Source organism: Williamsia sp. Y853 (assembly GCF_056786495.1).
Genome location: NZ_JBXCJC010000004.1, coordinates 726,728 through 751,927, shown reverse-complemented (window position 1 = coordinate 751,927; position 25,200 = coordinate 726,728). Strand labels below are relative to the sequence as shown.

Annotated in this window: 26 protein-coding genes and 1 riboswitch; of the genes, 16 read left to right on the top strand and 10 right to left on the bottom strand. The window is 64.6% G+C overall.

Features of this window, described 5'->3' with window-relative positions; genetic code table 11:
• Nucleotides 1–20: 20 nt before the first annotated feature.
• Nucleotides 21–434: a cold-shock protein gene (locus AC1TPF_RS24010; protein ID WP_482140151.1), complete on the bottom strand. Its 414-nt coding sequence runs from the start codon at nucleotides 432–434 to the stop codon at nucleotides 21–23.
• A 259-nt stretch (nucleotides 435–693) separates the two neighbouring features.
• On the opposite strand from AC1TPF_RS24010, the gene AC1TPF_RS24005 reads away from it, so the two are divergent.
• From AC1TPF_RS24005 to AC1TPF_RS23970, 8 genes are all read left to right on the top strand, one after another.
• Nucleotides 694–945 (top strand): hypothetical protein, encoded by a 252-nt coding sequence (locus tag AC1TPF_RS24005; protein ID WP_482145479.1) that lies wholly within the window; start codon nucleotides 694–696, stop codon nucleotides 943–945.
• 8 nt (nucleotides 946–953) lie between these two features.
• Nucleotides 954–1,466, top strand: a complete 513-nt coding sequence (locus AC1TPF_RS24000; protein WP_482140155.1) for a flavin reductase family protein — start codon at nucleotides 954–956, stop codon at nucleotides 1,464–1,466.
• Between the two features lie 76 nt (nucleotides 1,467–1,542).
• Complete coding sequence (moaA, locus tag AC1TPF_RS23995; RefSeq protein ID WP_482145478.1) at nucleotides 1,543–2,628, top strand: GTP 3',8-cyclase MoaA; 1,086 nt, start codon at nucleotides 1,543–1,545, stop codon at nucleotides 2,626–2,628.
• Between the two features lies 1 nt (nucleotide 2,629).
• Nucleotides 2,630–2,878 (top strand): MoaD/ThiS family protein, encoded by a 249-nt coding sequence (locus AC1TPF_RS23990; RefSeq protein ID WP_482140158.1) that lies wholly within the window; start codon nucleotides 2,630–2,632, stop codon nucleotides 2,876–2,878.
• Between the two features lie 303 nt (nucleotides 2,879–3,181).
• A riboswitch (cyclic di-AMP (ydaO/yuaA leader) is annotated at nucleotides 3,182–3,380 on the top strand.
• A 7-nt stretch (nucleotides 3,381–3,387) separates the two neighbouring features.
• Nucleotides 3,388–3,984 carry a transglycosylase family protein gene (locus AC1TPF_RS23985; protein WP_482140160.1) on the top strand — a complete coding sequence of 199 codons (597 nt, stop codon included), beginning with the start codon at nucleotides 3,388–3,390 and terminating at the stop codon, nucleotides 3,982–3,984.
• Nucleotides 3,985–4,258: 274 nt separating this feature from the next.
• Nucleotides 4,259–5,845 (top strand): TRAP transporter large permease, encoded by a 1,587-nt coding sequence (locus AC1TPF_RS23980; RefSeq protein ID WP_482140162.1) that lies wholly within the window; start codon nucleotides 4,259–4,261, stop codon nucleotides 5,843–5,845.
• A 105-nt stretch (nucleotides 5,846–5,950) separates the two neighbouring features.
• Complete coding sequence (locus tag AC1TPF_RS23975) at nucleotides 5,951–6,658, top strand: YoaK family protein (RefSeq protein ID WP_482140164.1); 708 nt, start codon at nucleotides 5,951–5,953, stop codon at nucleotides 6,656–6,658.
• Between the two features lie 163 nt (nucleotides 6,659–6,821).
• Nucleotides 6,822–8,219, top strand: a complete 1,398-nt coding sequence (locus AC1TPF_RS23970) for an MFS transporter (RefSeq protein ID WP_482145477.1) — start codon at nucleotides 6,822–6,824, stop codon at nucleotides 8,217–8,219.
• Here AC1TPF_RS23970 and AC1TPF_RS23965 read toward each other — a convergent pair.
• Entirely contained in the window at nucleotides 8,210–9,889 is a 1,680-nt protein-coding gene (locus tag AC1TPF_RS23965; protein WP_482145476.1) for a PucR family transcriptional regulator, read from the bottom strand. The genes AC1TPF_RS23970 and AC1TPF_RS23965 overlap by 10 nt on opposite strands.
• A gap of 255 nt (nucleotides 9,890–10,144) precedes the next feature.
• On the opposite strand from AC1TPF_RS23965, the gene AC1TPF_RS23960 reads away from it, so the two are divergent.
• The 8 genes from AC1TPF_RS23960 (at nucleotide 10,145) to AC1TPF_RS23925 (ending at nucleotide 17,052) form a co-directional block, all read left to right on the top strand.
• The gene (locus AC1TPF_RS23960) at nucleotides 10,145–10,594 is read left to right on the top strand and encodes a GlcG/HbpS family heme-binding protein (RefSeq protein WP_482141408.1); all 450 of its coding nucleotides are present in this window, start codon (nucleotides 10,145–10,147) and stop codon (nucleotides 10,592–10,594) included.
• Nucleotides 10,595–10,784: 190 nt separating this feature from the next.
• Nucleotides 10,785–11,504, top strand: coding sequence for an iron-containing redox enzyme family protein (locus AC1TPF_RS23955; protein ID WP_482140168.1), 720 nt, complete (start codon nucleotides 10,785–10,787; stop codon nucleotides 11,502–11,504).
• A gap of 93 nt (nucleotides 11,505–11,597) precedes the next feature.
• Nucleotides 11,598–11,984 (top strand): Rieske (2Fe-2S) protein, encoded by a 387-nt coding sequence (locus tag AC1TPF_RS23950; protein ID WP_482140170.1) that lies wholly within the window; start codon nucleotides 11,598–11,600, stop codon nucleotides 11,982–11,984.
• Nucleotides 11,978–13,198: an NAD(P)/FAD-dependent oxidoreductase gene (locus AC1TPF_RS23945; RefSeq protein ID WP_482141409.1), complete on the top strand. Its 1,221-nt coding sequence runs from the start codon at nucleotides 11,978–11,980 to the stop codon at nucleotides 13,196–13,198. The genes AC1TPF_RS23950 and AC1TPF_RS23945 overlap by 7 nt, the downstream gene beginning before the upstream one ends.
• Nucleotide 13,199: 1 nt before the next feature.
• On the top strand, nucleotides 13,200–14,654 hold the full coding sequence (locus tag AC1TPF_RS23940; protein ID WP_482140172.1) for an aldehyde dehydrogenase family protein: 1,455 nt from the start codon (nucleotides 13,200–13,202) through the stop codon (nucleotides 14,652–14,654).
• 31 nt (nucleotides 14,655–14,685) lie between these two features.
• Nucleotides 14,686–15,042: a Rieske (2Fe-2S) protein gene (locus tag AC1TPF_RS23935; RefSeq protein ID WP_482140174.1), complete on the top strand. Its 357-nt coding sequence runs from the start codon at nucleotides 14,686–14,688 to the stop codon at nucleotides 15,040–15,042.
• A complete protein-coding gene (locus AC1TPF_RS23930) occupies nucleotides 15,039–16,631 on the top strand; it encodes a gamma-glutamyltransferase family protein (RefSeq protein WP_482140176.1) in 1,593 nt (530 codons plus the stop codon). Before AC1TPF_RS23935 ends, AC1TPF_RS23930 begins: the two co-directional genes overlap by 4 nt.
• Nucleotides 16,621–17,052 carry a RidA family protein gene (locus AC1TPF_RS23925; RefSeq protein ID WP_482140178.1) on the top strand — a complete coding sequence of 144 codons (432 nt, stop codon included), beginning with the start codon at nucleotides 16,621–16,623 and terminating at the stop codon, nucleotides 17,050–17,052. Before AC1TPF_RS23930 ends, AC1TPF_RS23925 begins: the two co-directional genes overlap by 11 nt.
• Before the next feature lie 82 nt (nucleotides 17,053–17,134).
• Here the strand turns inward: AC1TPF_RS23925 and AC1TPF_RS23920 are convergent, their stop codons facing one another.
• The 8 genes from AC1TPF_RS23920 to AC1TPF_RS23885 all read right to left on the bottom strand — a co-directional run bounded on the left by AC1TPF_RS23920 (nucleotide 17,135) and on the right by AC1TPF_RS23885 (nucleotide 25,174).
• A complete protein-coding gene (locus tag AC1TPF_RS23920) occupies nucleotides 17,135–17,968 on the bottom strand; it encodes an ABC transporter ATP-binding protein (protein ID WP_482140180.1) in 834 nt (277 codons plus the stop codon).
• Between the two features lie 20 nt (nucleotides 17,969–17,988).
• On the bottom strand, nucleotides 17,989–19,086 hold the full coding sequence (locus AC1TPF_RS23915; protein WP_482140181.1) for a FecCD family ABC transporter permease: 1,098 nt from the start codon (nucleotides 19,084–19,086) through the stop codon (nucleotides 17,989–17,991).
• Nucleotides 19,083–20,063 carry a FecCD family ABC transporter permease gene (locus AC1TPF_RS23910; protein ID WP_482141411.1) on the bottom strand — a complete coding sequence of 327 codons (981 nt, stop codon included), beginning with the start codon at nucleotides 20,061–20,063 and terminating at the stop codon, nucleotides 19,083–19,085. The genes AC1TPF_RS23915 and AC1TPF_RS23910 overlap by 4 nt, the downstream gene beginning before the upstream one ends.
• A gap of 292 nt (nucleotides 20,064–20,355) precedes the next feature.
• On the bottom strand, nucleotides 20,356–21,630 hold the full coding sequence (locus tag AC1TPF_RS23905; protein WP_482140183.1) for a lysine N(6)-hydroxylase/L-ornithine N(5)-oxygenase family protein: 1,275 nt from the start codon (nucleotides 21,628–21,630) through the stop codon (nucleotides 20,356–20,358).
• Between the two features lie 86 nt (nucleotides 21,631–21,716).
• Complete coding sequence (locus AC1TPF_RS23900; RefSeq protein WP_482140185.1) at nucleotides 21,717–21,983, bottom strand: phosphopantetheine-binding protein; 267 nt, start codon at nucleotides 21,981–21,983, stop codon at nucleotides 21,717–21,719.
• Between the two features lie 51 nt (nucleotides 21,984–22,034).
• Nucleotides 22,035–23,684 (bottom strand): (2,3-dihydroxybenzoyl)adenylate synthase, encoded by a 1,650-nt coding sequence (locus AC1TPF_RS23895; RefSeq protein WP_482140187.1) that lies wholly within the window; start codon nucleotides 23,682–23,684, stop codon nucleotides 22,035–22,037.
• A complete protein-coding gene (locus tag AC1TPF_RS23890) occupies nucleotides 23,668–24,315 on the bottom strand; it encodes an isochorismatase family protein (RefSeq protein WP_482140189.1) in 648 nt (215 codons plus the stop codon). Before AC1TPF_RS23890 ends, AC1TPF_RS23895 begins: the two co-directional genes overlap by 17 nt.
• 97 nt (nucleotides 24,316–24,412) lie before the next feature.
• On the bottom strand, nucleotides 24,413–25,174 hold the full coding sequence (locus AC1TPF_RS23885; RefSeq protein WP_482140191.1) for an SDR family oxidoreductase: 762 nt from the start codon (nucleotides 25,172–25,174) through the stop codon (nucleotides 24,413–24,415).
• Nucleotides 25,175–25,200 lie beyond the last annotated feature (26 nt).

Genomic DNA, 25,200 nt, shown 5'->3' with positions numbered 1-25,200 from the left:
CGGCCCCGCCGAGGGTGGAATCAGGATTCGAGTTCGCGGGCCACGGCCCGGACAACCTCTGAAATACGTTGTGAAGTCTTGCGATCGGGGTAGCGACCAATGCGCAGATCGGGCTGCACCTTGCCTTCGAGCAAGGTGATCAGATCGGCGACCATGCCGTGGAGCTCGTCGGGGCTATGCCGCTTGGGCTGCTCCTTGCGGGCTTCCCGGGTGTTCTTGGCAACGCTCGGCGCGGGGTCGAGAATCTTGACCGTGAGCGCCTGCGGACCGCGACGACCCGCAGCCATGCCGAACTCGACCTTCTGGCCGGGCTTGAGCGCCTCGGTTCCAGCGGGGAGCGCTGACGAACGTACATAGACGTCTTCGCCATCATCTTGCGAGAGAAAGCCGAAGCCCTTCTCCGCGTCGTACCATTTCACCTTGCCGGTAGGCACTGTGCTCACCCTCATCTGTTCGCGTGACCCAAAACGAAAGCGCCCGCTGTGACAAGTGCGGTCCAGCCAGACGCGTTTGATCAGTCTAGCCCCTCGACCAGGCTCCCAACACCATGGTTTCCCCCATCGCGCAACCGTGACAGCGAGCTCCGCCTTCGGCTTCGTCCGGCAGGTGAGCGAGCTCCGCCTTCGGCTTCGTCTGGCAGGTGAGCGACCTCGCCTTCAGCTGCATATGCGGCACTGCACTACCGTTGACCACATGCGCAAAGCCGAAGGCGCCGGACTGCTACGGGTTGCGGTGGGGTTGTTCGCGATTGGGCTCATCGCCCTGATCGCACTGTTTCTCGCCGAGCCGATCACCGGCGAAACCGCTCCCCTGTTCGTCTATCTGCTCATCATGTGTGCGCCCTTGGGATTTTTGTTCGGGCTGATTTTTGCCCTCCGATCAGGGCGCCGGGCGAAACAGCAGGCCGACCAGTCCGGCGACAACAACAGCCCCCCACTAGAGTGACGCTCGAGATGAGCCTTCATATTGACGGAGCCCTGACGCCCACCAGCGATGGTTCGGCCCTGCGGCGTGCCTACAGTTGTTTTCCGACCGGCGTGGTCGCCGTATGCCATCAGGGCGACGGTGACCCGATCGGTATCGCGGCGAGTTCCTTCGCCACCGTTTCCCTCGATCCGCCACTGGTATCGCTGTGTGTGCAGAACGAGTCGACGACGTGGCCGAAGCTGCACTCCGCTGCCGTCCTCGGAGTGTCGGTGTTCGCACACGACCAGGACGCCGAGTGCAAGCAGTTGGCGGGCCCGGCGGCAAAGAGGTTCGACGGACTCAACCTCGAAACAACTGCCGACGGTGCGCTGTTCATCGGCGGCGCGGTCGCCCAACTCGCGTGCGAGATCTACAACGAGATCCCGGCAGGCGATCACAGCCTCGTACTCCTCAAGGTGCTGGCCTTGCGCGCCGACACCGACCACGAGCCGCTGGTGTTCCACGCAAGCGCATTCCGCGCTCTACAGCGTCGCTCCTGACGGATTTTCCTTCCGACACCGCCCGGTGTCCGCCTGTGCTCACCACGCAGGTGCAGCAAACCGTAGGCTGGGGACTGTGACAGCCATCGCCCTCGGTATGCCGACCGGTCCCAACGCGCGACCGGTGACCGACGCCGTGACGCCCACTTCCGGACCGATGATCGACACTTTCGGGCGGGCAGTACGGGATCTACGGGTATCGGTGACCGACCGCTGCAACCTCCGGTGCACGTACTGCATGCCGGCCGAGGGCCTCGACTGGCTCGACAGAGCCGACGTCCTCACCTCCGACGAAATCGTCCGGCTCGTCGGTATCGCAGTCCGCGACCTGGGTATCCGCGCGGTCCGATTCACCGGTGGTGAACCGTTACTACGCAAGGACCTGACCGAGATCATCAGTGCTGTGGCAGCTCTGGAGCCTCGTCCCGAGATCGCGCTGACCACCAACGGCCTGAGTCTGGCCCGCAGCGCCGAGACTCTCGCCGCGGCCGGACTCGATCGGGTCAACGTCTCCCTCGACACCGTCGACGCGGCACGCTTCGCCTCGATCACCCGCCGTGATCGCCTCCCCGACGTCCTCGCGGGCCTGGCTGCGGCGAGCGCTGCCGGTCTACAGCCGGTCAAGGTGAACGCCGTCCTCGATCCCGACACCGGTCTCGCCGATGCGCCCGAACTCCTGCGGTTCTGCCTGGCCGAAGGATACGAGTTGCGCATCATCGAACAGATGCCATTGGACGCCGAGCATCACTGGTCACGCACGAAGATGGTCACCGCCGATCAGATACTCGACACCTTGCAAGCCGACTTCGAACTACGTCCGGACACCGCACCCAGAGGGGCCGCGCCTGCGCAGCGGTGGCTCGTCGAAGGTCACCACACCCCGGACGGCAAACCGGCCAGGGTCGGCATCATCGCCTCGGTGACACGTCCGTTCTGCGGTGACTGCGACCGGACGCGCCTGACGGCCGACGGACAGCTCCGCAACTGCCTGTTCGCCACTTCGGAGACCGACATCCGAGGTTTACTGAGATCAACTGAGAATTCAGATCAGCACATTGCCTTGCGGTGGCGAGAAGCAACCTGGGGCAAATTGCCAGGCCACGGGGTCAATGACCCAGGCTTTCTGCAGCCCTCTCGGCCCATGTCTGCGATCGGTGGCTGACATGGAGATCTGCGTCAGGTTTTTCGCAGCCGCGCAAGCCGCTGCCGGTGTCGAACAAATGGTGATACACCTCACTGACAAAGCGACTCTTGCCGATCTGGAAAATGAATTGGGCCAAGCGAATCCGCAATTGGCCGAAGTGTTGCAACGATGCTCATATCTGCATGAGTCGATAGCGGTCCGAGACCGGTCGCGCACCCTCGCCGGAGGCGACACAATTGACGTTCTCCCGCCGTTCGCGGGCGGTTGAGCAACCGGACACCCGCCCGCACATCGGGTCATTTGACCCACTTGAGCGCTTCCTCCCTTTGAATGATGCTGTGATGTTACTCACATAACGGTTAGATCACGGATCGGACACGGGACGACACTCATAGCGGTGAGCAGCAAATATGCCAAATCCGGGCCAAAAGTCCCCTCGGGATGCACAGTTGGGGCGCCTCAGATAGGCGTGTGCAAGCGCGAATTAACACGTAGCGTCTCACTCGGTCGAACTGATCGGCCACATTGCAACTGAATATTCTCGGATCGCCGCGCCCAACCTCGTCCCGCGTTCCGAGAAACTCCAAACGTAATTCAGGGACGAGGGCGGGGGACCCAAACATCTCCTGGAGATCACCGGATTCCGACGGTCGATGGCGGCAACGCCCGACACCGACGAAATCCTTGGGGTGCAGTTCCGCGCAGCGGAACCGAGCAACCTCTCGCTCGAACCCGACAGCTGACTTCGTAGGCGCGTGGAGAGAGGAAGTAAACCTTATGTCCGGACGTCATCGTCAGCCGACCAACACCGGTCGCACCGTTGCCAAGATCGCCCTCACCTCTGCCGTCATCGGCGGCGGCGCCAGCCTCGCCTTCGCAGGCGGCGGCAACGCCGGAGCGGCCACCGACTCAGAGTGGGACCGCGTCGCACAGTGTGAGTCGGGCGGCAACTGGGCCATCAACACCGGAAACGGTTACCAGGGTGGCCTGCAATTCTCCCCGAGCACCTGGACCGGCCACGGCGGCGGCGAATTCGCCCCGTCCGCAGACCAGGCCTCCAAGGAGCAGCAGATCGCTGTTGCCGAGCGTGTCCTCGCTTCGCAGGGCAAGGGCGCATGGCCCACTTGCGGCACCGGCCTGAGCGGCGCCACCGAGCGCGAAGCTCCCACCGCGGCTCCGAACCTGGAAATCCCGGCCGTGCCCGAGCTCCCGAACCTGTCACAGGCGACCGACGACATCGTCGCTCAGCTCAAGGCCACCATCGATGATCCCGCGCTGCACGACCTGCTCGATCAGGCCAACGCCCAGGGCGACCTCACCCCTGATCAGGTCGCACTGTTCAACGAGTACAAAGGCTACCTCCCCGCTTCCTGATCCACCCTCAGGAAGCCCCTAGACGAAGGACCCCACACGCGACGCAACGTCCGTGTGGGGTCCTTTTCCAAATTCAGGAGCAGGCCGGGGAGATGACCCGGCGTTACCGGGCAGACATGGAAGTAACACGCCCGTAACAATGCGTGAAGATTGCACATCTATGACGTGAACGACTGTGCAACGTTCGCGTTGCCGGGCACCGGTGCAGGCGGAAAACTCAAGTCGCACAGCCCCGCACCATATCGGCCCAGGTGCGTTTTCCGGAGGAGCCACATTGAACGCTCATCTCACTGCCGCCCATTGGGTGTATCTCGTCGGGATCATCGTCATCCTCATCACGATGGCAATGCGCAAGAACATCGTCGTACCTGCTGTAATCGCCACATTTCTGACCGCTTTCGTCTTCTCCGGCAGCATCATCACCGGTCTCGCATCGATCTTCAATGCCAGTCTTGTTGCCGCCAAAGAGCTTTTCAACATCTTCCTCATCATCGCCATGGTCACGGCAATGTTGGGCGCACTTCGTCACATGGGAGCCGACCGCCTGATGGTCGCTCCATTCAGGCGCGTGATGCGTACCGGCACAAGCAGTTTCATCGTTCTGGCGGTCGTCACCTACGTGATCTCGTTGTTCTTCTGGCCCACACCTGCGGTTCCACTCGTGGGCGCAGTGCTCATCCCGGTGGCCATCCGCGCGGGTCTGTCGCCACTGTCGGTGGGTATGGTCATCGCCATCTGCGGTCAGGGTATGGCACTGTCGTCGGACTACATCATCAAGGTCGCGCCCGGAATCTCTGCAACAAGCGCGGGTGTGGACACCGACACGGTGGCCGACAAGGCGATGATCCTCTCGCTCATCGTCGGCCTGACCGCCCTCATCATCACGTTCGTCATGCAGCGCAAACACTGGCGCTCCCCGTCACCGGACCTGCTCGTCGAATGGGAGGCCGAGGCGGACCGTGGTGCCGACGACCTGCGTGATGAGCTGGGCGAAGACGGTGGTGTCGGCGGACCGGGCTCCGAGCCCGCCGGCGGACCCGCTGGACCACGGCCGGACGGCGCAGAACCGGTGGCGATCGCGGCCACCGCCACACCCTCCACTGCGACTGCCGTCATCGAGCGCAAAACAGTCGTGGACGACCAACCGCCTGCGAAGTCGGCGATGGCTCGCACCTTCGCGATGCTGGTACCACTGGTGTATCTGGCCCTCGTGGTCTATCTCATCTTGGGGAAGGTGGGTGTCGTCCCGGCCCTGAAGGGCGGCGATGCAGCCGCCATCGTCGGAGGTATTGCCACTCTCGTGCTCTTCGCGGCCGCCGCGGTCTCCGACAAGGGCAACTTTCTCGAGACCACGTCCGAGCACCTCATCGACGGCCTGGTCTTCGCCTTCAAAGCGATGGGCATCGTGCTCCCCATCGCCGGCTTCTTCTTCATCGGAAACGCCGACTTCTCCGGCGCGATTCTCGGCTACTCCGACGACCAGGCGGGTCCGGCAATCCTGTTCGATCTGGTGAACTCCGCCCAGTCGCACCTCCCGCAGAACTCGTTCGTGACGGCGTTCGGCATCCTGTTCATCGGCATGGTCGCGGGTCTGGAGGGCTCCGGTTTCAGTGGCCTGCCGCTGACCGGTTCACTCTCCGGGGCTTTGGGTCCAGCCGTCGACATGGATCCCTCGACCCTTGCGGCGATCGGTCAGATGGGCAACATCTGGTCGGGCGGTGGCACGCTCGTTGCCTGGTCATCACTCGTCGCCGTGGCCGGATTCGCCCGCGTTCCGGTGCTCGACCTGGCCCGCAAGTGCTTCCTGCCCGTCGTCAGCGGCCTGGTCCTCTGCACGCTGTTTGCCATCTTGTTCCTCTGACACCGATCCGTCTCGAGTGCCCCGCCGCGGAGTATCCGTGGCGGGCATTCGGTGTCGACCGGTCCGCTCGTCCCCCGTCCACGCTCACCGAGGAGCCCACACACCATGCCGCCGCGCTTCCGTCTCGAACCAGCCTTCATACCCGTCATCGTCCTGACATTCGTCACCGGCATCGTCGACGCGGTCGGCTACCTCGCCCTGGATCGGGTGTTCACCGGCAACATGACCGGCAACATCGTCATCCTCGGTATGGGATTGGCCGGAGCCGACGGACTACCGATTCTCGGGCCATTGCTCGCGGTGCTGGCGTTCATGGCGGGTGCGTACGTGGCCGGCCTGCTTCTACGGGGTCACGAGAAGACCTGGCACCTGCGCCGCACCACCGGCCTGCTGGTCGCCGGGGGCAGCGCGCTCGCCGGCTGTGCCCTGGTCCTTGCCCTCGCCGACTCGCACGCCGAACCTGTCCAGATCGCGGTCGCCGCAACCACAGCGGCCGTGATGGGCTCCCAGGCGGCCGTCGCCCGGAAACTGGCAGTGACCGACATGACGACGGTGGTCGTCACCTCCACCCTCACCCAGCTCGCCGGTGAGTCGTTCATGCTGGGCAGCAGGCACAGCCTCGCAAACCGGCGGCTCGCCGCCATTCTCACGATCTTCCTCGGCGCCGTGGCCGGGGCACTGCTGCTGCGCCTGCACGTTGCGGTCCCGATGGCACTGGCCGCGGTCCTGATGATCACCGCCGCGATCATCGGTCATCTCGCGGTACGGGAACAACGTCGCGAAGCAGCGGTTCCCAGCGTCTCCGCGGCCTGAATCCGGACGTGGCATCACACGAACCGGTCGGTGCAGTATGCACAGGAATGTACGAAAATGATGTGCACGATGCAGCATTCGCGGTAGTGCTCACCACCCCACGCGGTGAGAAGGTAGGGTGCGGCGCCGGCCACCCGGCCCGGGAGACTGGGATGAGGAACCGATGACCACCACTGCCGGCCCGGCCAAGACGACAAACACAGACGACGCCGGTACCCCGTTGGCCCTCTCGGCACTGCTTGCCGGGACGCTGGTCGGTACGGTCAGCAACAACATCGTCAATGTCCCACTCGCGGAAATACTTTCCGACTTCAACGCCCCTCTCGAAGACGGGGTTCTCGTCGCCGTTGGCTTCTTGCTCACCTTTGCCGCGGCAATGCCGCTCGCCGGGTATGTCGGGGACCGTTTCGGCAGGCGCCGGGTGTACTGCGGTGCCCTGCTGGCCACTGCCGTCTGCTCCGCCGGTGCTGCCACCGCGCCGAGCCTGGCCGCTCTGATCGCGTGGCGGTCACTCGGTGGTGTCGCAGCCGCCGCGTTCGCGCCCGCCGTGATGGGCTTGATCGCCTGGCTATTCGGCCCGCAGCGGCGGGCCAGGGCAGTCGGCGCCTGGGCGAGCGTGAACGGGATCGGGCAGGCCGTCGGCCCGTCGATGGGCGGCCTGATCGCCGGGACATGGGGCTGGCGTTGGGTTTTCGTCCCGCTGATCCCGGTGGCGCTCATCGGATTTGCCGGCACGATGCGTTGGATACCCGCCTATCCGGGACGTGTCATGCGCCTGGATGTGACCGGTGCCATCGCGTTGACGCTGGGGGCCGGAGTCTTGGTTCTGGGCCTGACCCTGGTGCCCCAGCCGCGTGTACACGTGGCCGTCGTGCTCGGCTTGATCGGTGCGGCGGGCGCCCTACTCGGTTGGTTCATCTGGCACGCGCGTCGGGCCGCGGCACCCTTCGTCGACGTCCGGTTGGCCGCCGAATCCCGTTTCGTCCGTAGCGCCGTCGCAGCGTGCGCCCAAATGTTCTGTCTGGGTTCAGCTCTGCTGGCCGTGCCGCTCTATCTCAACGACCACGGTGAGTCCACGGCCGCAGCGGGCCTGATCCTGTTCGCCCTGCCGACGGCGATGGCCCTGCTCGGACCAGTGGTCGGGCGCACGTCCGACTCACTCGGCGCTCGCCGGATGATGAGGGCCGGGTTGTGCGTGCTGATTCTCGCCCAGGTCGCGATGGTGTTGGTGGTCTGGGGATCTGACGGCAACCGCCCGGCCATGGTCGGGGCGTTGATCACCACAGGTATCGGGATCGCGATGGTCCAGACACCGGCCGCCGCAGGGTCGACACGATCCCCCGCAGGCGCGCAGGGCACCGGACTGGGCCTGTTCAACCTCATCCGGTTCGGTGGCTCGGCACTCGGCGCCGCGTGGGTCGCCATCGCGATCGACAGCTGGTCGTATCCGGCACTCTTCGGGGTGTGTGCCATCGTGGCAGCGGCCGGTCTCGGCGCCACCTTCCTCGGGCACGATCCGGAAGACGTCGGGGCCCGGCCGTTGAAAGAACCTCAGCGGTAATTGATCTCGCCGTCCACCGCATGGTGGATCTGTTCGAGCAACTCCAGCCGGATTGCCAACCAGACCGTGAACTGGTTCTCCGGCACCCGGACATCGATACGCAGGGCCCGGGTGATCCTGTCCAGCTTGGACAGCATCGTGTTCCGGTGGACATTGAGGTCACGCGCGGCAGCGTTCACGTTGCCGCCGACGCGGAGATATGTGACCAGGGTGTCGTAGAGGTCCGAGCCCGGGCGCAACGGCCCCAACACATCTCGGACGAGTTGTCGGCCACGATCGGTGCCGGAGACGAGTTCGAGGACCCCGAAGCCACGCAGGTCGCGATACGCGATCGACCCGGTCATCTGCAATCGCTGACCGATACCCAGCGCGACCCGTGCCTGCCGATAGCTCTCCCGGATCTGATCGACACCCAGAGCCGAAGCGCCGTGTGCCACCCTTGTGGTGCGTCTGCCGCGACGTTGAGCATCGAAAGCCATCGCCTCCGCGTATTCGGCCATCTCGACTTCGATCTCCCGGTCGTCGCGGGACTTCAATGTCCGAACCACCACCAGCACATCGCCGATCACCGTGACGTACGAGCGGACTGCCGGATCCGGAAGTACTCCCGCGACGTGACGCGCGATCTTCACCAGACTCCCGCTCCGGTCGGAATCGGACGAGTTCGCCTTCGGCGCGGGCACCGGCACCGGCACCACGAAGACACCGAACGTCGATGTGAGGTCGACGTCATGGTAGTCCGCACGTGTCTGCAGGTCGTGTTCGCTCGCAAAACTGCCGTGCACAAGCGCCTGTACGAAGTCGCCCCGTGCACGTTCCTCGGCTTCGTCGACGCTGCGTTGTCGCAACATCTCTGATCCGACGATCGCTGTCGCCTGTTCTGTGACCACCGCATGCTGAGCGAGATCGTGCAGGCCAGGAGACGACGGTCCACCGGCCAGTACGACAACCCAGCCCTCGAACCATTTTCCGAGCATGATGGAGCTCGCGGTACAGGTATACCGGTGCTCCTCATCGTCGAGTTCGACCACGCAGGTGGTAGCGCCGTGTGCGGACCGGCCAGAAGTACGACTCTGCCGGTCCACCAGATTGTTTCGCAGTCGTTCGTACACTGATGCGGTTTCGTCCCCAGGCATGCCGTGTTGGGCGACGACGGTACCGCGGGCATCGAGCGCGAGCGCCGGACACTGGGCAAGCGTCGAGACCTCTCGGATCAGGATCGCCATCCCGGCACCTCGATGCAGCAGCCCGGCGAGCGTGCTGTGCACGTGGGACGAGTACCGCATGACATGCACTTCTTGATTCAGTGACCGTTCTGCCAGAAGACGATTCAGGTCGGCGAAACCGATCGGGAACGACAGTTCGACCACAGCCATATCCTCAGGCAGGACCATGGCGGCGATCGCCGAGGGGATCGAGCCGTCGATGATCAAGGCCGCAGCACCGCGCGCGGCGAGCGCGGTCAATGCCTGCGGATTACCCCCGATCGCCTCCGGGCGGGCGTACACCGCAACCGCGTCGAGGTTGTCGTAGCGTCCCATGACCTCACTGAACGGAAGTGCCCATGTCAGCGGACGATCCAGGCTACCGGTTCCGGAGATCACCGTTGCACCGGCCATCAGCGTTTCATCCAGGAGGCCGCGGCCGGTGAGTCGAGGGCTGGGTTCCATGACGGTCTGCCTTCTTCCACAGGGAATTTGACGCCGGCGGTTGCCGGACACACTGCATCCACCCATTATCGGGGTCACTCGCACTCAAACGATGTGCACAATGCCCACATATTGTGTTGATCCTAGGCCACTTTCACCACGCCGTCCGAGCTCCGGCGCTGCTAAAAATGAGATGTCCCGATGGCGACCGCCACGATCGGACACCACACCTACCACCGTGACGTTCGGTGGACCCCCCTCGAAGAGAGCGACCCAATGCATCAAATACACCGGATCACACTCGACGACGCGCTGCCCCTTCTCATGGCCGGCCGCGCAAAGGCCGATGAGATCGGCGTCAAACAGACGCTCTGCGTCTGTGATGAGAGCGCAAATGTCATTGCCCTGCACCGACTTCCCGGAGCGCGGCTGACCGGGGTCGATATCGCGATCGCCAAGGCATTCACCGCGGCAGGACACGAACGGGCGACGCATCTGTTCAACGAGCCGCCGAACGGCCCCGCGCTCCCCGGTAACGAGGCCTTCGGTATCAGCCACATGCTGCCCGGGAAGTTCGCCATCTTCGTCGGCGGCTTTCCATTGATCTACGACGGCCAGATCGTCGGCGCAGTCGGGATCAGCGGCGGCAACGGCGAACAGGACAAGGCCGTCGGCGCCGCGATGCTGGCCGAGTTCGAGTCCCTCACATCTGTCGCGACCAGCTGATTGTGCACATAGACCGTGATCGCCCTGCAGATCCGGCCACTGTGAACCTGGCCTGGCGAAGTGGTCGCCGATAGCGTCGATAGCACCGAATCCAGGTGTAAATCACCAGTTTTCGCTCATCAAAGGCCGCAACGGAGCTGCCCGCGATTGCGCCCTGCACACGAATCGAACATCCTCGAGAGGTAATACCATGACCGAATTGCTCGGACGCGATGAGTTCCGCACCGCGCTGGAAGGTGCGATCAAAGGCCGTGAGGCCAAGAACGCTTCCTTCAGCAAGGCCTGGGCGGAGGGCAAACTCGAAAAGCACCACTTCGCCCGGTGGGCCGAGAACCACTACCACTACGTCGGACCGTTCTCCGACTACCTGGCGAACATCTACTCCAACACCCCCGACCATTACACCGATGCCAAAGATTTCACCCTGCAGAACATGTACGAGGAAGAACTCGCCGACATCCGGCACACCGACCTCCTCATCAAGTTCGGTGAAGCCTGCGGCACCACCAAGGAACGCATCGAGGATCCCAGCAACATGAGTGCCATCACCCGTGGCCTGCAGTCGTGGTGCTACGCGGTGTCGTCTCGCGAGAATTTTGTGGTGGCGACCGCTGCGCTGGTGGTCGGACTGGAGTCGCAGGTGCCCAGCATCTACAAGAAGCAGATCGTCCCGCTGCGTGAGGTCTACGGGTTCACCGAGGACGAGATCGAGTTCTTCGATCTGCACATCACCTCGGACGTGGTTCACGGCGAACGTGGATATCAGATCGTTCTCGACTGCGCGGACACCCCGCAGTTGCAGCAGCGTTGCCTGCAGCTGGTGCGGTGGGGCGCGGAGATGCGCTTCTCCTACACCAAGGGCCTGTACGACACCTACGTCGCGCCAGACCTGGAGCTCGCGTCGGCCTGATCCCCGGCCGAATTGTGGTCCGGCCCGCGGATCCTCGCGCGGGCCGGACCACCACCACGGACTCGACCACCTCGGGAGAAACGGAAAACCCCCATGCTCGACGACGCACCCCAGTCCACTGCGCCGCCCCAGCACTGGGTGGCGGTGGCCACCACCAAAGAAGTCACGCGACGCCGGAAGCTACGCATCGAGGTCGACGGTATCGGAATCGCCCTCTTCAGTACGGGCGAGAAGATCTACGCCTTTGCCGACCTCTGCGTCCACCAGGACCGCTCGCTGATCAAGGGCACCCTGCTCCACGGGAGGGTGATCTGTCCCGGACATCAATGGCGTTTCGACCTGGAAACCGGCTACGAGGAAGACCAGGACCTCTGCCAGCCCACCTACGGTGTCGCGATCTACGACGACACCGTCTATCTCGATCCGACGCCGCGCATCCGGCGCGGCCACAACGACTCCCGTGAGGATGATCCATCATGACGACCACCGTTGCGACCGTTGGTGCAGGTCAAGTCGCCGCCGTCGTCGCCAGGACCTTACGCCGGCGCGGATTCGACGGGCGCATCGTCCTGCTCGGCGCCGAACCGCATGCGCCCTACCAGCGCCCTCCGCTGTCCAAGGAGTTCCTCTCGGGCCGCGAGTCAGCCGAATCACTTGCATTGCTGACCCCGAAGTGGCTCTCGGAGAACGCGATCGAACTGAGGACCGGGACAACTGTGCGGCGGGTGAGTCCTTCCGACCGCAGCATCGAACTCGATACCGGAGAACTCCTGGACGTCGATGCCGTGGTGTTCGCGACCGGTGGACGTCCCCGCACCATCGAGACCACCGGCAGCCGGCCTGATCTCGTCCACCATCTACGAACGCTCGACGACTCGATGTCGCTGGCGCAGCGTCTCGTTCCGGGCGCTCGGCTCGCGATCATCGGCGGCGGCTTCATCGGACTCGAGATCGCTTCGACCGCAGTCGGTCTTGGTGTTTCGGTCACGGTTCTCGAGCGCGGACCGCTTCCACTGGTCGCGGTCCTCGGATCTGAGATGGCGCAGTTCTGCACCGGTTTGCACCGCGAACGCGGCGTCGAGATCCGAACCGACGCGCTGGTGCGCGAGGTGACGACCTCGGATGCGGGAGTCCGGATCACCCTGTCCGATGGGCACATCGTCGAAGCGGACGCCGTCGTGGTCGGGATCGGGATCGAACCCAACGTCGAGGTGGCGGCCGCCAGCGGGCTCTCGACCGCAGGCGGAATCGTCGTGGACGAATCCGGCCGCACCGGTATCCCCAACATCTACGCTGCCGGGGACGTCGCGTGCCGCGTGTCCGAGGCCGGCTCGAGCCGGGTCGAGCATTTCGACAACGCCAACCGCCAGGCCGGTGTCGTCGCCAACGCGATCCTGGGCCGGGAAACCGCCTCTGACGATCCCCACTGGTTCTGGTCCGATCAGTACGGGATGAACATCCAATTGACCGGCAGCACCCAGGGCGCCACCGACCTCGTCATCCGGGGAGACCAGGATTCCGGCGAGTTCGCCGCCTTCTACCTGCAGGAAGGTGTCCTGCGTGCGGCGTTCGCGATCGATCGTGGCGAGGACATCATGGCCGCACGGGAACTGATAGGACAACCCGTCGATCGTCGGATCCTCGCCGACGAAGACGCGGATCTGTGGGAAATCGACGAACAGATGGTGAATTGACATGAGTATCGAAGGCATGAACTTCGTAGCAGGACAATGGATTCCGTCTACGTCCGGAAAACGGTTCTCCAGATGCAATCCGGCGGATCCGGCCGATGTGATCGGTTCGTTCCCCGACTCCGACTCCGACGACGTACGCGCAGCCGTCGACGGCCTGGTCGCCGGCTTCTCCGAGTGGTCACAGAGCCCTCCCGAACGCCGGGCGACGATCCTGGAGGCCGCCGCCACGCTCTTGGAGCAGCGCGCCGACTCATTGGTCTCGGAATTGATCCGGGAAGAGGGCAAAACCGCCGCCGAGGCCCGGATGGAGGTGAGCCGGACCCCGATGAACCTGCGTTTCTACGCGGGCGAGGCAACACGCGCGACCGGCGCCACCTATCCGTCACCGGGCGAAGGTCTCGTCTACACGGTTCGGGAACCATTCGGGGTCATCGGCGCCATCACCCCATGGAACTTTCCACTCAACATCCCGTCCCGCAAGATCGGGCCCGCCCTGGCCGCCGGAAACGCGGTCTTGTTCAAGCCATCTGAACTGACGCCGCTGATGGGGCAACGACTGGTCGAGGCACTGCTCGACGCGGGCCTGCCACCGCAGGCGATCGCCCTGATCCAGGGCGACGGAAAGGCCGGTGCCGCAGTCGTCGCCGACGAACGGGTCGATGCGGTGACCTTCACCGGATCCACGGACGTAGGGCGAGTGATCCACCGCGAGGTCGGGCCGGCCCGGCGGGTGCAACTCGAGATGGGCGGCAAGAACCCGGTTGTGGTCCTGGCCGACGCGGACTTGGACAAGGCCGCCGCCCTCATCGTCAAAGGCGCCTTCGGCCTTTCGGGCCAGGCCTGCACCGGCACCAGTCGGGTGATCGCCGACACCACCATCCACGACGCTCTCCTGGAGCGGGTGGTCGGATTGGCCGAGGACCTCGTCGTCGGCGCAGGCACCGTACCCGGTGTCGCCATGGGACCCCTCGCCAGCGAGGCCCAGCTGGCCAAGTACCTGCACTACGTCCAAATCGGAACGGACGAGGGCGCGCACCTCGTATCCGGCGGAACCCGTTGCGCCGACGAACAACTGCGCGACGGCTTCTTTGTCCGCCCGGCAGTTTTTACGGACACCGCACCGGACATGCGCATCGTGACCGAAGAGGTGTTCGGTCCCCTGTTGGCATTCCAGCGGGTGACGTCGTTCGAGGAGGCGCTCACGCTTGCCAACGCAACGGAGTTCGGCCTGACCGCCTCGATCGTCACGCAGAACCTGGCCCACGCCAACAGTTTTGCCAACCGCTCGCGCACCGGCTTGGTCAAGATCAACCAGCCGACAACCGGTATGGCGATGAACGCACCCTTCGGCGGGTACAAGGACTCGAGCACCCAGACGTTCAAAGAACAGGCCGGACCGACGCTGATGCAGTTCTACCAGTCGGAAAAGACCATCTATCTCAATCCCACACCCTGACCCGTTGCGGTCCCACGCACTGGAGGAAACCTTGGAATTCAAGAGAGTTGCCCGCTCGGGACAGGTACCAGAAGGCATCGTGCGTCGGTTCTATGCCGACGACTACGAGGTCGCCGTGTCACGTCTGGACGGGAAGGCCTACGCCACGTCCAACTACTGTTCGCATCTCGACTGCCTGTTGTCGTCGGGAAAGCTCGTCCAGGACGGCATCGGTTGCTCCTGCCACGGAAGCGCATTCGACCTCGAGACCGGCGAACCCATCTGTCCACCGGCCACCGAGCCGATCAAGACCTATCCCGTCCAGGAACGCGACGGGGAGATCTTCGTCGGCATCGATCCCAACGAGCCCCCGGAGGGGCCCCGCCGGCGCAAGCTCCGCAAGTCATGACCACCAGGTCGCTCCGGCCACCGACACTGGCCGCCGGTGCCATGGTCTCGTCGAGCCACCCCTTGGCCAGCCAGGCCGGTGCCTCGGTCCTCGCCGACGGTGGAAATGCGATCGATGCCGCGCTCGCGATGGCCGCGGTGACCTGGTTGACGCTCCCCGGCCAATGTGGCATCGGCGGTGACGCATTCGCCGTGGTCGCCGAACCCGACGGTCGGGTGTGGACGGTCGGCGGAAGCGGTTTCGGTCCGGACGGGGGTACCCCGGAGTTCTATCGCGAACGGGGTCTGAGCGCCATCCCCCTCGACGGAGCCCTCGCCGTCTCCGTGCCGGGCGCACCCGCGGCGCTGGCCGCCCTGCACCGACACGGCGCCACCCGCAGTCTCGCCGAACTGTGGGAACCTGCGGCAGTCCTGGCCAACGGCGGACTCCCCTGTTCGGCCAAGACCCGCAACGACGTCCACACCGCACTGGGCGCAATCCAGCGCGACCGGGACCTGAGCAGCCGGTTCACCGATGCCGGGCAGGTACCACTGGTGGGCACACGACTACCTCAGCCCGATCTCGCCAAGACCATCCGGGAGCTCGCCGCCGATCCGCGCGCGTTCTATCGGGGCGACCTGGCACAGCGGTGCGTCCGCACCCTGCGGGACGGTGGCGCACCGTTTTCCGGCGACGAGTGGGCGCAGGGATGGGACGTGCATCCGGAGGCCGCCATCTCTGGCGACTACGCCGGGGCGACGATCCACCAGACACCACTTCCCACACCCGGGTGGATGGTCCTGCAGCAGGCAGCATTGTGTTCCGATGTCGGCGCCTCTCCCCTGCTGAGTGCGGCCGCGATCGATCAGTTCGCGAACGCCGCGCGGATAGCGTTCGAGGACCGGTTCCGCTGGAGTGCATCCGACAATGATGCAGTGACGCGAATTCTGCACCCGGACAACATCTCTGCCGGTCGGGCCCGCATGCTGACGACCCCCTCGCAGCAGTTCGCGGTCGGCGGTGGTGACACCACGTCATTGGTGACTGTCGATTCCGATGGGCGGGCGGTGAGCTTCATCCACTCGCTCGCCTTCACCTTCGGCGCGAAGATGACGGTTCCCGGCACCGGCATCGTGCTCAACAATCGGTTGGGCCGCGGTGCCTACCTGATCGACGGGCACCCCAATGAGGTGGCACCCCGGCGTAAACCACTGCACACCCTCAACGCCTGGGTGGTCACCGGCCGCTCCGGCGAACTGATGCACGTGGGCAACACGCCAGGCGGCGACGGGCAGGTGCAGTGGAACATGCAGTTGCTGTCCCACCTTCTCGACCACGGACTCGACCCGCAGGAATCCGTCGAGGCGCCACGGTTCACCGTCTATCCCGGTTCCGACGCCGATGTCATCGGCGCACCGCCGGAGCTTCGTGTCGAAGCGTCGATCGATGTCGGTGTCCGAGAACAACTCTCCCGCGCCGGACATCAGGTGAAGGTGTTGCCACCGATGGGTGCCGACGGAAGTGCCCAGATCATCTCGCTCGATCCACGCGGGATCCTCAGCGGCGGCAGCGATCCGCGACAAGAGGGGGTGGCGCTCGGTGTCGGCTGAAGCTCCCCGCCCCCAAGGGCTGTACGTGGCGGCGACCCGCTCCGGCAACACGATCCGGACCGCCGGCATGACACCGCGTCGCGACGGAATCCTGCTGATCACCGGCCGCGTGGGCGCGGAGGTCGGATTGACCGCCGCCCGCGACGCGGCCGCGGTCGCAGTCGGCAACGCCCTGACCGCGGTGTCGTCGATGATCGACGAGACCGAGTGTTTCCGATGCGTCGAGATGGTCGTCTACATTGCCTGCGCACCGGATTTCACCGACCTGTCCCGGGTCGCCGACGGTGCCACGGAGGTCTTGGTCGAGCGATTCGGCCCGGCCGGACTACCCGCGCGCAGTGCCATCGGTGTCTACGTCCTGCCGGGCGGAGCGCCCGTCGAGATCGCGCTCACCGCCGACATCACCCCCGCCTCGCCGTAGCGTCGGCCGGCGGTGGGTGCGAGACAACGTGTTCATCCGACCACCGCCTTCGAGATCGTGGCCGGATCGGATACAACGGCAGTCAGCGCCTGACGAGCGGAATGATCAGCGGCGTATGTGACTCGGGGTCATCGATGATCCGACAGGGCAGCCCGAACACGTCATGGACGAGTTCGGCTGTCACGATCTCGGTGGGCCGCCCTTCGGCAACGATCCGGCCGTCCTTCATCACGATGATGTGGTCGGCGTACCGGCAGGCGTGGTTCAGGTCGTGCAAGACCGCGACGAGGGTGTGTCCCTGATTGCGGTTGAGGTCGCTGCACAACTCGAGAAGGTCTATCTGATAGGCGATGTCGAGGAATGTCGTCGGTTCGTCCAGCAGCATCAACGGTGTCTGCTGGGCGAGCACCATCGCGACCCAGACCCGCTGTCGCTGCCCACCGGAGAGTTCGTCGACCAGGCGTCCGGACAGTTCGGTGACACCGGTTGCCTCCATCGCATCGACAACGGCGGTTTCGTCGTCGTTCGACCACTGCCGGATCAGCTTCTGGTGCGGATACCGGCCACGGGCCACCAGGTCGGCGACCCGGATGCCGTCAGGGGCGATGGACGCCTGCGGCAGAAGTCCGAGCTTGCGGGCCACTTCTTTGGCCGGATACGAGTTGATCGCCTTGCCGTCCAACAACACCGAGCCGCTGGTCGGCGTCAGCAGGCGGGAGAGAGCCCGCAGCAACGTCGATTTGCCACAGGCATTCGGCCCGACGATCACGGTGAACGCGCCGTCCGGAATCTGGACGCTCAGCGATTCACTGATGACCCGTTTGTCGTAGCCGATGGTGATGTCGCGGGCCTGTAGCCGGTCAGATGTCGCCACCGCCGCCTCGCCACCCGCCGCCGCCATGTCAACCTTGTCCATCTCACTCCTCGTCGAGGGGGTCATTGTCGTCGGGCTTCCCGGGCGAGCAACCACACCAGGTACAGCCCGCCCACCGACACGGTGACAACTCCCACCGGAAGTTGGTTCGGCGCGAAGGCCCGCTGGGCGATCAGGTCGCTCACGATGAGCAGCAGCGCACCCATCGCGGCCGCAGGCACCAGCGCCACCCCGGCGCTACGGGTGAGTCGCCGGGCCAGTTGCGGCGCTGCCAGGGACACAAATGCGATGGGGCCCGCTGCGGCGGTGGCCACCGCGGTCAGCGAGACCCCCAGCACGATCAGGCCGAGTCTGGTCCGTTCGGTGCGGATCCCCAGCGCTTTCGCGGCGTCGTCGCCCATGCCGAGGACCGGCATCCGATACGCGGCCCAGACGGTCGGCACGATCAGAACCCCGAGGATGACGAACACCGGTACGGCCTGACTCCAGCCGAGCCCGTTGAGCGAGCCGGCACCCCACGTCGCGGCCGACATCGCTGCCTCCAGATCCGCCTTGAGAATCAGCCAGGTGTTCACCGATTGCAGGATCGCGCTGATCGCGATTCCCACGATGATCAACCGGAACCCCTGGACCCCGCGTTTGAAGGCAAGGACGTACACGAGCAACGCGGTGACCACCCCGCCCACGAGTGCGCCGGCCGCGGTGCCGTAGTAACCCGTACCGCCGACCACGAGCAGGACCACCAGGGCACCGCTGTACGCGCCGGTGTTGAACCCGATGATGTCCGGGCTGCCCAGCGGGTTGTGGGTGATCGACTGGAAGATTGCGCCGCTGATGCCCAGCGCCGCACCGAGAACCAGGGCCAGCAAGACCCGGGGCATCCGCCACTTCATCACCACCAGCTCTTCGAGCCGGGTGCCGTCCGAGAAGATCGCGTTGACGACACGGCCGGGCGCGACCGGATAGTCGCCGGTACCGAGCGCGATCACAGCCGCCACGAGTGCCAGCGCGGCCAGGACGGCAACCACCGAGATGGCGCGTACATCGAACCTTCCGGACAGGCCGGTGCCAGGTAGTCGCACAACCACGAGGCGGCGGCCGAAGTCGATCTTCGAGGTTGTCACCGTCGCGGTCGGCGTTTTGCGGACATCGATGCTCACAGCCCACTCACCTTCGTGCGACGGACCAGGAAGATCAGCACGGGAGCACCGACGAACGCGGTGACGATACCCACCGGCATCTCCCCCGGACGGATCACCAGACGTCCGACGACGTCGGACAGCAAGATCAGAATCGGGCCGCCGATCAGGGTGTACGCGAGTATCCAACGTTGATCGGGTCCCACGATCCAGCGTGCGACGTGAGGCACCATCAGCCCGACGAATCCGATCGGTCCGGCCGCTGCGGTCGCGGCACCACACAACAGGGTCACCGCCGCAAAACCGATGATCCTCGTCCGCACGATGTTGGCGCCAAGGGAACGGGCGAGATCGTCGCCGAGTGCCACCGCATTCAGCGATCGGGCCACGCTCACGGCCATGATCAGCCCGATCACGACAAACGGGAGAATCGAATAGGTGACATCGAGGCCGCGCCCGGAGATCGATCCGGCGATCCAGTTGCGCATCTGGTCGAAGGCAGCCGGATCGAGCAGGATCATTCCGGTGGTGACGCCCTGGAACACCGCTCCGACCGCGACGCCGGCAAGCGTCAACCGAATCGGCGTGGCGCCCCCGCGCCCAGAGGATCCCACGATGTAGACGACCACCATCACGACGATCACGCCGATGAAGGCAAACCACACGTTCGACATGAGGCCGCTCAGACCGAAAACGCTGACCGCCAGTGCGACCGAAAACGCCGCACCCGCGTTGATACCGAGGATGCCGGTGTCGGCCAGCGGGTTTCGGGTGGTTGCCTGGATGAGTGCGCCCGAGACCCCCAACGCCATCCCGACAACGAGGCCGAGGACCGTTCGCGGGATGCGCAGTTCACGGATCACGATGTGATCGTTGGAGTTCTCAGGCGAGAACAGCGCTTGCCAAACGGTTCCCAGCGGGATGTCCCTGGATCCGATCGCAACGCTGAGCAGACACACCACCGCCAGCACGGCAAGGGCGACAAGGGCGCCCAGCATTCGACGTGTGTTGGTCGCGGCCAGTCCGTCCGGCCGCTTCTTCGCCACGTCCGTCCCACTGGTGGCTTCACTGCTTTTACGGAGGTCGGACCGAGGTATGGCACCGGAACGGAGATTCACCGGGGTAACCGGCCGATGTTGTGTTCTGCCTTCATTTCGCCGCCGACCTCACGACCCTCTCCGCACATGGATTACCTACGTCACAATTGGTTACGCTCACCTTAGTCATGACCATTCCATGTGCATTCCTCGGCCGGTCCGAGCGGACCGCGGAGGAACCGGTGTCGGGGCACTAGATCATGCTCGGGACGCCGGCCCCGGCCAGCGACGTGACGAGTTCACCGGACCGCACCGCGAGGTTCGACAACAACGACGACGTCAGTCCATGCGTGTGCTCGGTGTTGCCCTGCAGATAGATTGCACCGCCGACCCGATCGCTGGTCATCACCCGGTAATCCCGGGCCACAACCGGCCGTCCGTGTTCGTCGGCCGCACATTCATCGCCCAGCGGACCCAGCAGGTCGACAAGTCCCGTCGGACGGAAGCCGGTCGAGAAGATGATTGCGTCGCAATCGATCTCCTCGATCGCCTGACTCGGACGATGACAGATCCGCACCGACACCCCGGATTCGGAGTCGATGACCTTGCCGACTTCGGAGGCGCCCCGGACGAACAGCCGCCGATTGCCGCTGACCCGCTCCTGGTACTCCCGCCGGTACAGCTCTTCGATCAACGGGAGGTCGACCGCCGAATAGTTGGTGCCGCGGTGGTAGTCGAGCAACTGCTGACGGAGACCGGCCGAGGCCTGATGGAAGTCCACCACCGCTTCGGGATCGAAGATCCGGTTGGCGTAGGGACTGTCGTCGGCCGGGGTGTACCCGTACTTCCCGAAGACCGCATGAACCTCGGACCCCGGATACGTGTCGTGGAGGTAGGCGGTGACTTCCGCGGCGCTCTGCCCGGCTCCGACCACGACAAACCGGTGGTGCTTCTGTTCCGGCAATGCGGCCAGATGATCGAGAAGCCGATGATTGTGGAACACCCGCGGGCTCGGTTGTATGCCGTCGGGCAGACTCGCCGTCAGACCCGCTGCGACAACAAGATTGCGTCCCCGAATGGAAGGCCGACCGGCGACCTTGACCTCGAAGAACTCGCCGTCCCATTCCACACCACTGGCCTGCGCGCCGTAGGCCACATCGGCGTCGACCTTCTGGGCCGCCCAGGTCAGGTAATCGCTGAACTCGACCCGGGTCGGGAAGAAACTCTGATGATTGATGAAGTGGGACAACCGCCCTTGCTGCGTCAGGTAGTTGAGAAACGAGTACTCACTGCAGGCATTGCGCTGTGTGACCAGGTCTTTGAGGAATGAGATCTGCATCGTCGTGCCGGGCAACAACATTCCCCGATGCCAGCCGAAACGTGGTTGCTTCTCCACAAACTTCGCCACGATCCGGCGATCCGAGTCAACCGATCGGTTGTGCTCATCGATCGCGATCGCCAACGCGAGGTTCGACGGGCCGAAGCCCACACCCACCACGTCCGCGGGAGAACCATCGCCGATGGCCATTGTCATTCCTTCCTCGCCGGTCATCGCCGGTGGTCGACTGATCTGCAACCACGCCGGCCCAACCACATTGCTTTGGTTGATCGAGCTCAACAGGTCTGGGCTGACCCGGGTTCTTCTTCGACGGCCACCGCGTCGAGCCACACACCGACCACCGGCTCGGAAGCCAGATTCACGAAATCGGCACCGGGAGAGCCTGCCGTGCGCCACTTCTCGACCAGCGACATCAAGCGGATCGAATCCAGTCCGGCATCAAGTAGATTCGTGTCCTCGGTCAGCTCTTCCGGTGCCACATCGAGTAGTTCGGCGATATCCGAGACGATGCGCTGCCTCGACAGCACGGTGGAACCGCTCACATCACTCACCCTTGTCCATTTCTGTCAGTGCACTTCTCGGTGCCCGGCGTTTCAACGCGCCGGCTCCGGCCGTGGTGTTCGTTGATCGTTCTTCGAGATCTTGCCCACCGAGGTGCGCGGGAACTCCGTCACGAACTCGACAACGTCGGGGATCTTGTAGGCCGCCAGATCACGCTCTCGCAGAAACTTCCTGATCGCGAGCGAAGTCGGTGGTGTGGAGGCATATTCGGCGCGCAACACCACATACGCTTTGCTGCGCTCGCCGAGATGGTCGTCGGGGATGCCGACAACCGAGACGTCGTGGATCCACTCGTGTGCCAGGAGATGGTTCTCGACCTCTTCGGGTGCGATCTTCTCGCCCCCGCGATTGATCTGATCCTTCGCTCGGCCCACGACCGTGAGATAGCCGCGTTCGTCTTGCGTGACGATGTCTCCGGTGCGGTAGAAACCGTCGGCGGTAAAGGATTTCGCGTTGTGTTCGGCTGCCCGAAAATAACCGCGGATCGTGTACGGCCCCCGGGTCAGCAGGTGCCCGGCCTGCCCCCGCGGCAGGTCGCGGTCATTGTCGTCGACAACCCGGACCTCGTCGGCCTGCGAGATCGGACGGCCCTGGGTCGTGGTCACCGTGGTGATGTCGTCGTCGAGGCGTGTGTAATTGACCAAACCCTCGGCCATTCCGAACACCTGTTGCAGACGTGCGCCCAGGTCGGTTTCGATTCGCTCGGCCGCGCTTTGGCTGAACTTGGCCCCACCGACCTGGATCGTCTGCAGACTCGACAGGTCACGGGTTTCCCGCAGCGACGAGTTCATCCAGGCCAGCGCAACCGGCGGAACGAGGGAGACCATGGTGACCCGGTGCCGTTCGATCAGTTCGAATGCGGTGTCCGGACTGGGGTTCGGGGCCAGGATCACCGTGGCGCCGGCGTGGAACGCACCGAGTATTCCCGGCGAACTCATCGTGAAGTTGTGCGACACCGGCAGGACCACCAGCAGCACCGTGTCCGAGGTGACGCCGCAGATGCGGTTGCTCTCGCGTACCGAATAGAGGTAGTCGTCATGTGTGCGTGGGATCAGCTTCGGACGCCCGGTGGTCCCGCCGGACAATTGCAGAAAAGCCAGATCCGAGGGCAACGCAGCGCACCGGTACGGATTGCGTTCTCCGACTGCCGGATTCTCCGCACCGTGGGGCAGCACCACCGTCTGCAGGTCACCGAACTCGCTCTTCAATTCACCGGCAAGGCGTCCGTAGTCGAATCCGGCCGCCTTGTCGACAGTCACATACGCTGCAGCCTCGGCGAATTCGATGAAGTACCGGATCTCGCTACGGCGGTGTGCGGGCAACGCAAAGATCGGCACCGCGCCGATTGCGAACAGCGCGAACGTGATCTCGACGAACTCGACGACATTGGGGAAATGGACGACCACCCGGTCCCCGCGCCCGATCCCCATCGCGGACAGGGTGTCGGCGTGCGAGAGTGCGTTGTCGCGCAGTTCGCCGTACGTCACGGTTCGGCGTTCGTCGCGCACGGCAACGATGCCGGCATTGCGGGCAACAGAGCTTTCCAGCATCTCCCAGTGGGTTTCGCCCGTCCAGAACCCGCGGTCGCGGTAACCCTGAGCCACCTCCGGCGGATACGGAACCACTCCGTCCAACTCGGTTGACAGGGAGGCACTCCCGCCGGACTCAGGCAGCGGCGGCATGGCGCAGGACGCTGATCACGTCGTCGGTGGTGGTGACCACGGCGCAGCGTTTGGCCGCATAGGACAACGCCATCTCGTGCTCATCCCGGCTGAAGTCGGCGGTGGCGTCGGCGATGAAGAACGGCTGGATGTCGGTCATGAAGGCCTCGGCGGCGGACAGCATGCAGCCCATGTGCGCGTAGACGCCGGTGACCAACAGCTGATCTCGACCGTGGTGTGAGAGCAGCTCACGCAGGTCCGTGCGCTGGAACGCGGAGTAACGCCACTTCGTCACCTGGATGTCGGTGCTCAGCGGTGCCAGCTCGGAGACCACCTCGGTGTCGCGGCCGACGGTCAGTCCCGGACCCCACAGATCGGCCAACAGGCCCCGACGAGAAGGATGCTGGTCGCCCGGTTGCATGGTGAAGATCACCGGGATCTGCAGTCGCGCACACCATTGCCTGATCACCGCGATGTTGGGCATGACCGTGGCCATCGGTTCGGCATCGACCTGATAGGCATCGATGAAATAGTTCTGCATGTCGTGTATGAGCAGAGCTGCGCGCTCCGGCGCCAGCACCCAGGGTGCCTTGTTCTCCGGAATCACCGATGCACTCGGCAGTTCATACGGATCAATCGCCGGAATTGCCACAGACGGTCCTCCACTTTCTATATGTGGTCACGAAACACTGGCCAAAAGTTAGTGTAGGCACACTTAACTTGAATGCACCAGTCAGACACCTCACTGCTCACTGATCCAAGGTGGCCCCGCCGTCGACCCGCAGGTCATGCAGGGTGATGTGTCGGGCGGCAGCGGAGGCGAGAAATACTGCACACCCGGCGATCTCACTCGGATCCGCCAGGCGGCCGAGCGGGATCCCCAACCGGAAACTCTCCGGCGAGCCTGCGATGGTGGTCGCCGACCCATCGGGTGTGTCCCACATTCCCCGAAGCATCGCGGTATCGGTCGAGCCCGGCGAGATGACATTGCAGCGGATGCCCAGCGGCGCCAACTCCAGCCCCAGAGATCGGACGAATGCGGTTGCAGCAGCCTTGGATGCCGCGTAGGCCGCCATCCCCGCACGGGGCGCAGCCCCGGCATTGGAGGAGACAACCGTGATCGAGGCCGGGCCACGCAGAACGCGGGAAGCGGCCCGTGTCACGACCATCGTCCCGGTCGCGTTGACGGTCAGGACCCGATCCCATTCCGAATCAGTCAATTCCGACACCGGCCCGGTGGTGAGCACGCCTGCCGCATGGACCACCGCGTCCACCTGACCATGGAGTTCCTTGACGTGGTCGAACAAGCCCGCAACGGCATCCGGGTCCGTGACGTCGGCCCGGACATAGACGCTTGCGGCATCCCACGGCGATTCGATCGGCGCCGGGCCGATATCCGTGAGAACCACATTGGCCCCGGCCTCTGTAAACGCTCGAGCTGTTGCTGTTCCGATACCACCGGCGGCACCGGTGATCAGGACCGTCTTGCCACTGACGCCTGGCACAGACATGCGAGTCCAACCTCTCTTCGTGGGCA

What these genes read in the sequence shown, in the direction of transcription:
- AC1TPF_RS24005 (WP_482145479.1), top strand. Translation starts at nt 694, where the DNA reads ATGCGCAAAGCCGAAGGCGCCGGACTGCTACGGGTTGCGGTGGGGTTG.
- AC1TPF_RS24000 (WP_482140155.1), top strand. Translation starts at nt 954, where the DNA reads ATGAGCCTTCATATTGACGGAGCCCTGACGCCCACCAGCGATGGTTCG.
- AC1TPF_RS23990 (WP_482140158.1), top strand. Translation starts at nt 2,630, where the DNA reads ATGGAGATCTGCGTCAGGTTTTTCGCAGCCGCGCAAGCCGCTGCCGGT.
- AC1TPF_RS23985 (WP_482140160.1), top strand. Translation starts at nt 3,388, where the DNA reads ATGTCCGGACGTCATCGTCAGCCGACCAACACCGGTCGCACCGTTGCC.
- AC1TPF_RS23975 (WP_482140164.1), top strand. Translation starts at nt 5,951, where the DNA reads ATGCCGCCGCGCTTCCGTCTCGAACCAGCCTTCATACCCGTCATCGTC.
- AC1TPF_RS23970 (WP_482145477.1), top strand. Translation starts at nt 6,822, where the DNA reads ATGACCACCACTGCCGGCCCGGCCAAGACGACAAACACAGACGACGCC.
- AC1TPF_RS23965 (WP_482145476.1), bottom strand. Translation starts at nt 9,889, where the DNA reads ATGGAACCCAGCCCTCGACTCACCGGCCGCGGCCTCCTGGATGAAACG.
- AC1TPF_RS23960 (WP_482141408.1), top strand. Translation starts at nt 10,145, where the DNA reads ATGCATCAAATACACCGGATCACACTCGACGACGCGCTGCCCCTTCTC.
- AC1TPF_RS23955 (WP_482140168.1), top strand. Translation starts at nt 10,785, where the DNA reads ATGACCGAATTGCTCGGACGCGATGAGTTCCGCACCGCGCTGGAAGGT.
- AC1TPF_RS23950 (WP_482140170.1), top strand. Translation starts at nt 11,598, where the DNA reads ATGCTCGACGACGCACCCCAGTCCACTGCGCCGCCCCAGCACTGGGTG.
- AC1TPF_RS23940 (WP_482140172.1), top strand. Translation starts at nt 13,200, where the DNA reads ATGAGTATCGAAGGCATGAACTTCGTAGCAGGACAATGGATTCCGTCT.
- AC1TPF_RS23930 (WP_482140176.1), top strand. Translation starts at nt 15,039, where the DNA reads ATGACCACCAGGTCGCTCCGGCCACCGACACTGGCCGCCGGTGCCATG.
- AC1TPF_RS23920 (WP_482140180.1), bottom strand. Translation starts at nt 17,968, where the DNA reads ATGGACAAGGTTGACATGGCGGCGGCGGGTGGCGAGGCGGCGGTGGCG.
- AC1TPF_RS23910 (WP_482141411.1), bottom strand. Translation starts at nt 20,063, where the DNA reads ATGCTGGGCGCCCTTGTCGCCCTTGCCGTGCTGGCGGTGGTGTGTCTG.
- AC1TPF_RS23905 (WP_482140183.1), bottom strand. Translation starts at nt 21,630, where the DNA reads ATGGCCATCGGCGATGGTTCTCCCGCGGACGTGGTGGGTGTGGGCTTC.
- AC1TPF_RS23895 (WP_482140187.1), bottom strand. Translation starts at nt 23,684, where the DNA reads ATGCCGCCGCTGCCTGAGTCCGGCGGGAGTGCCTCCCTGTCAACCGAG.
- AC1TPF_RS23885 (WP_482140191.1), bottom strand. Translation starts at nt 25,174, where the DNA reads ATGTCTGTGCCAGGCGTCAGTGGCAAGACGGTCCTGATCACCGGTGCC.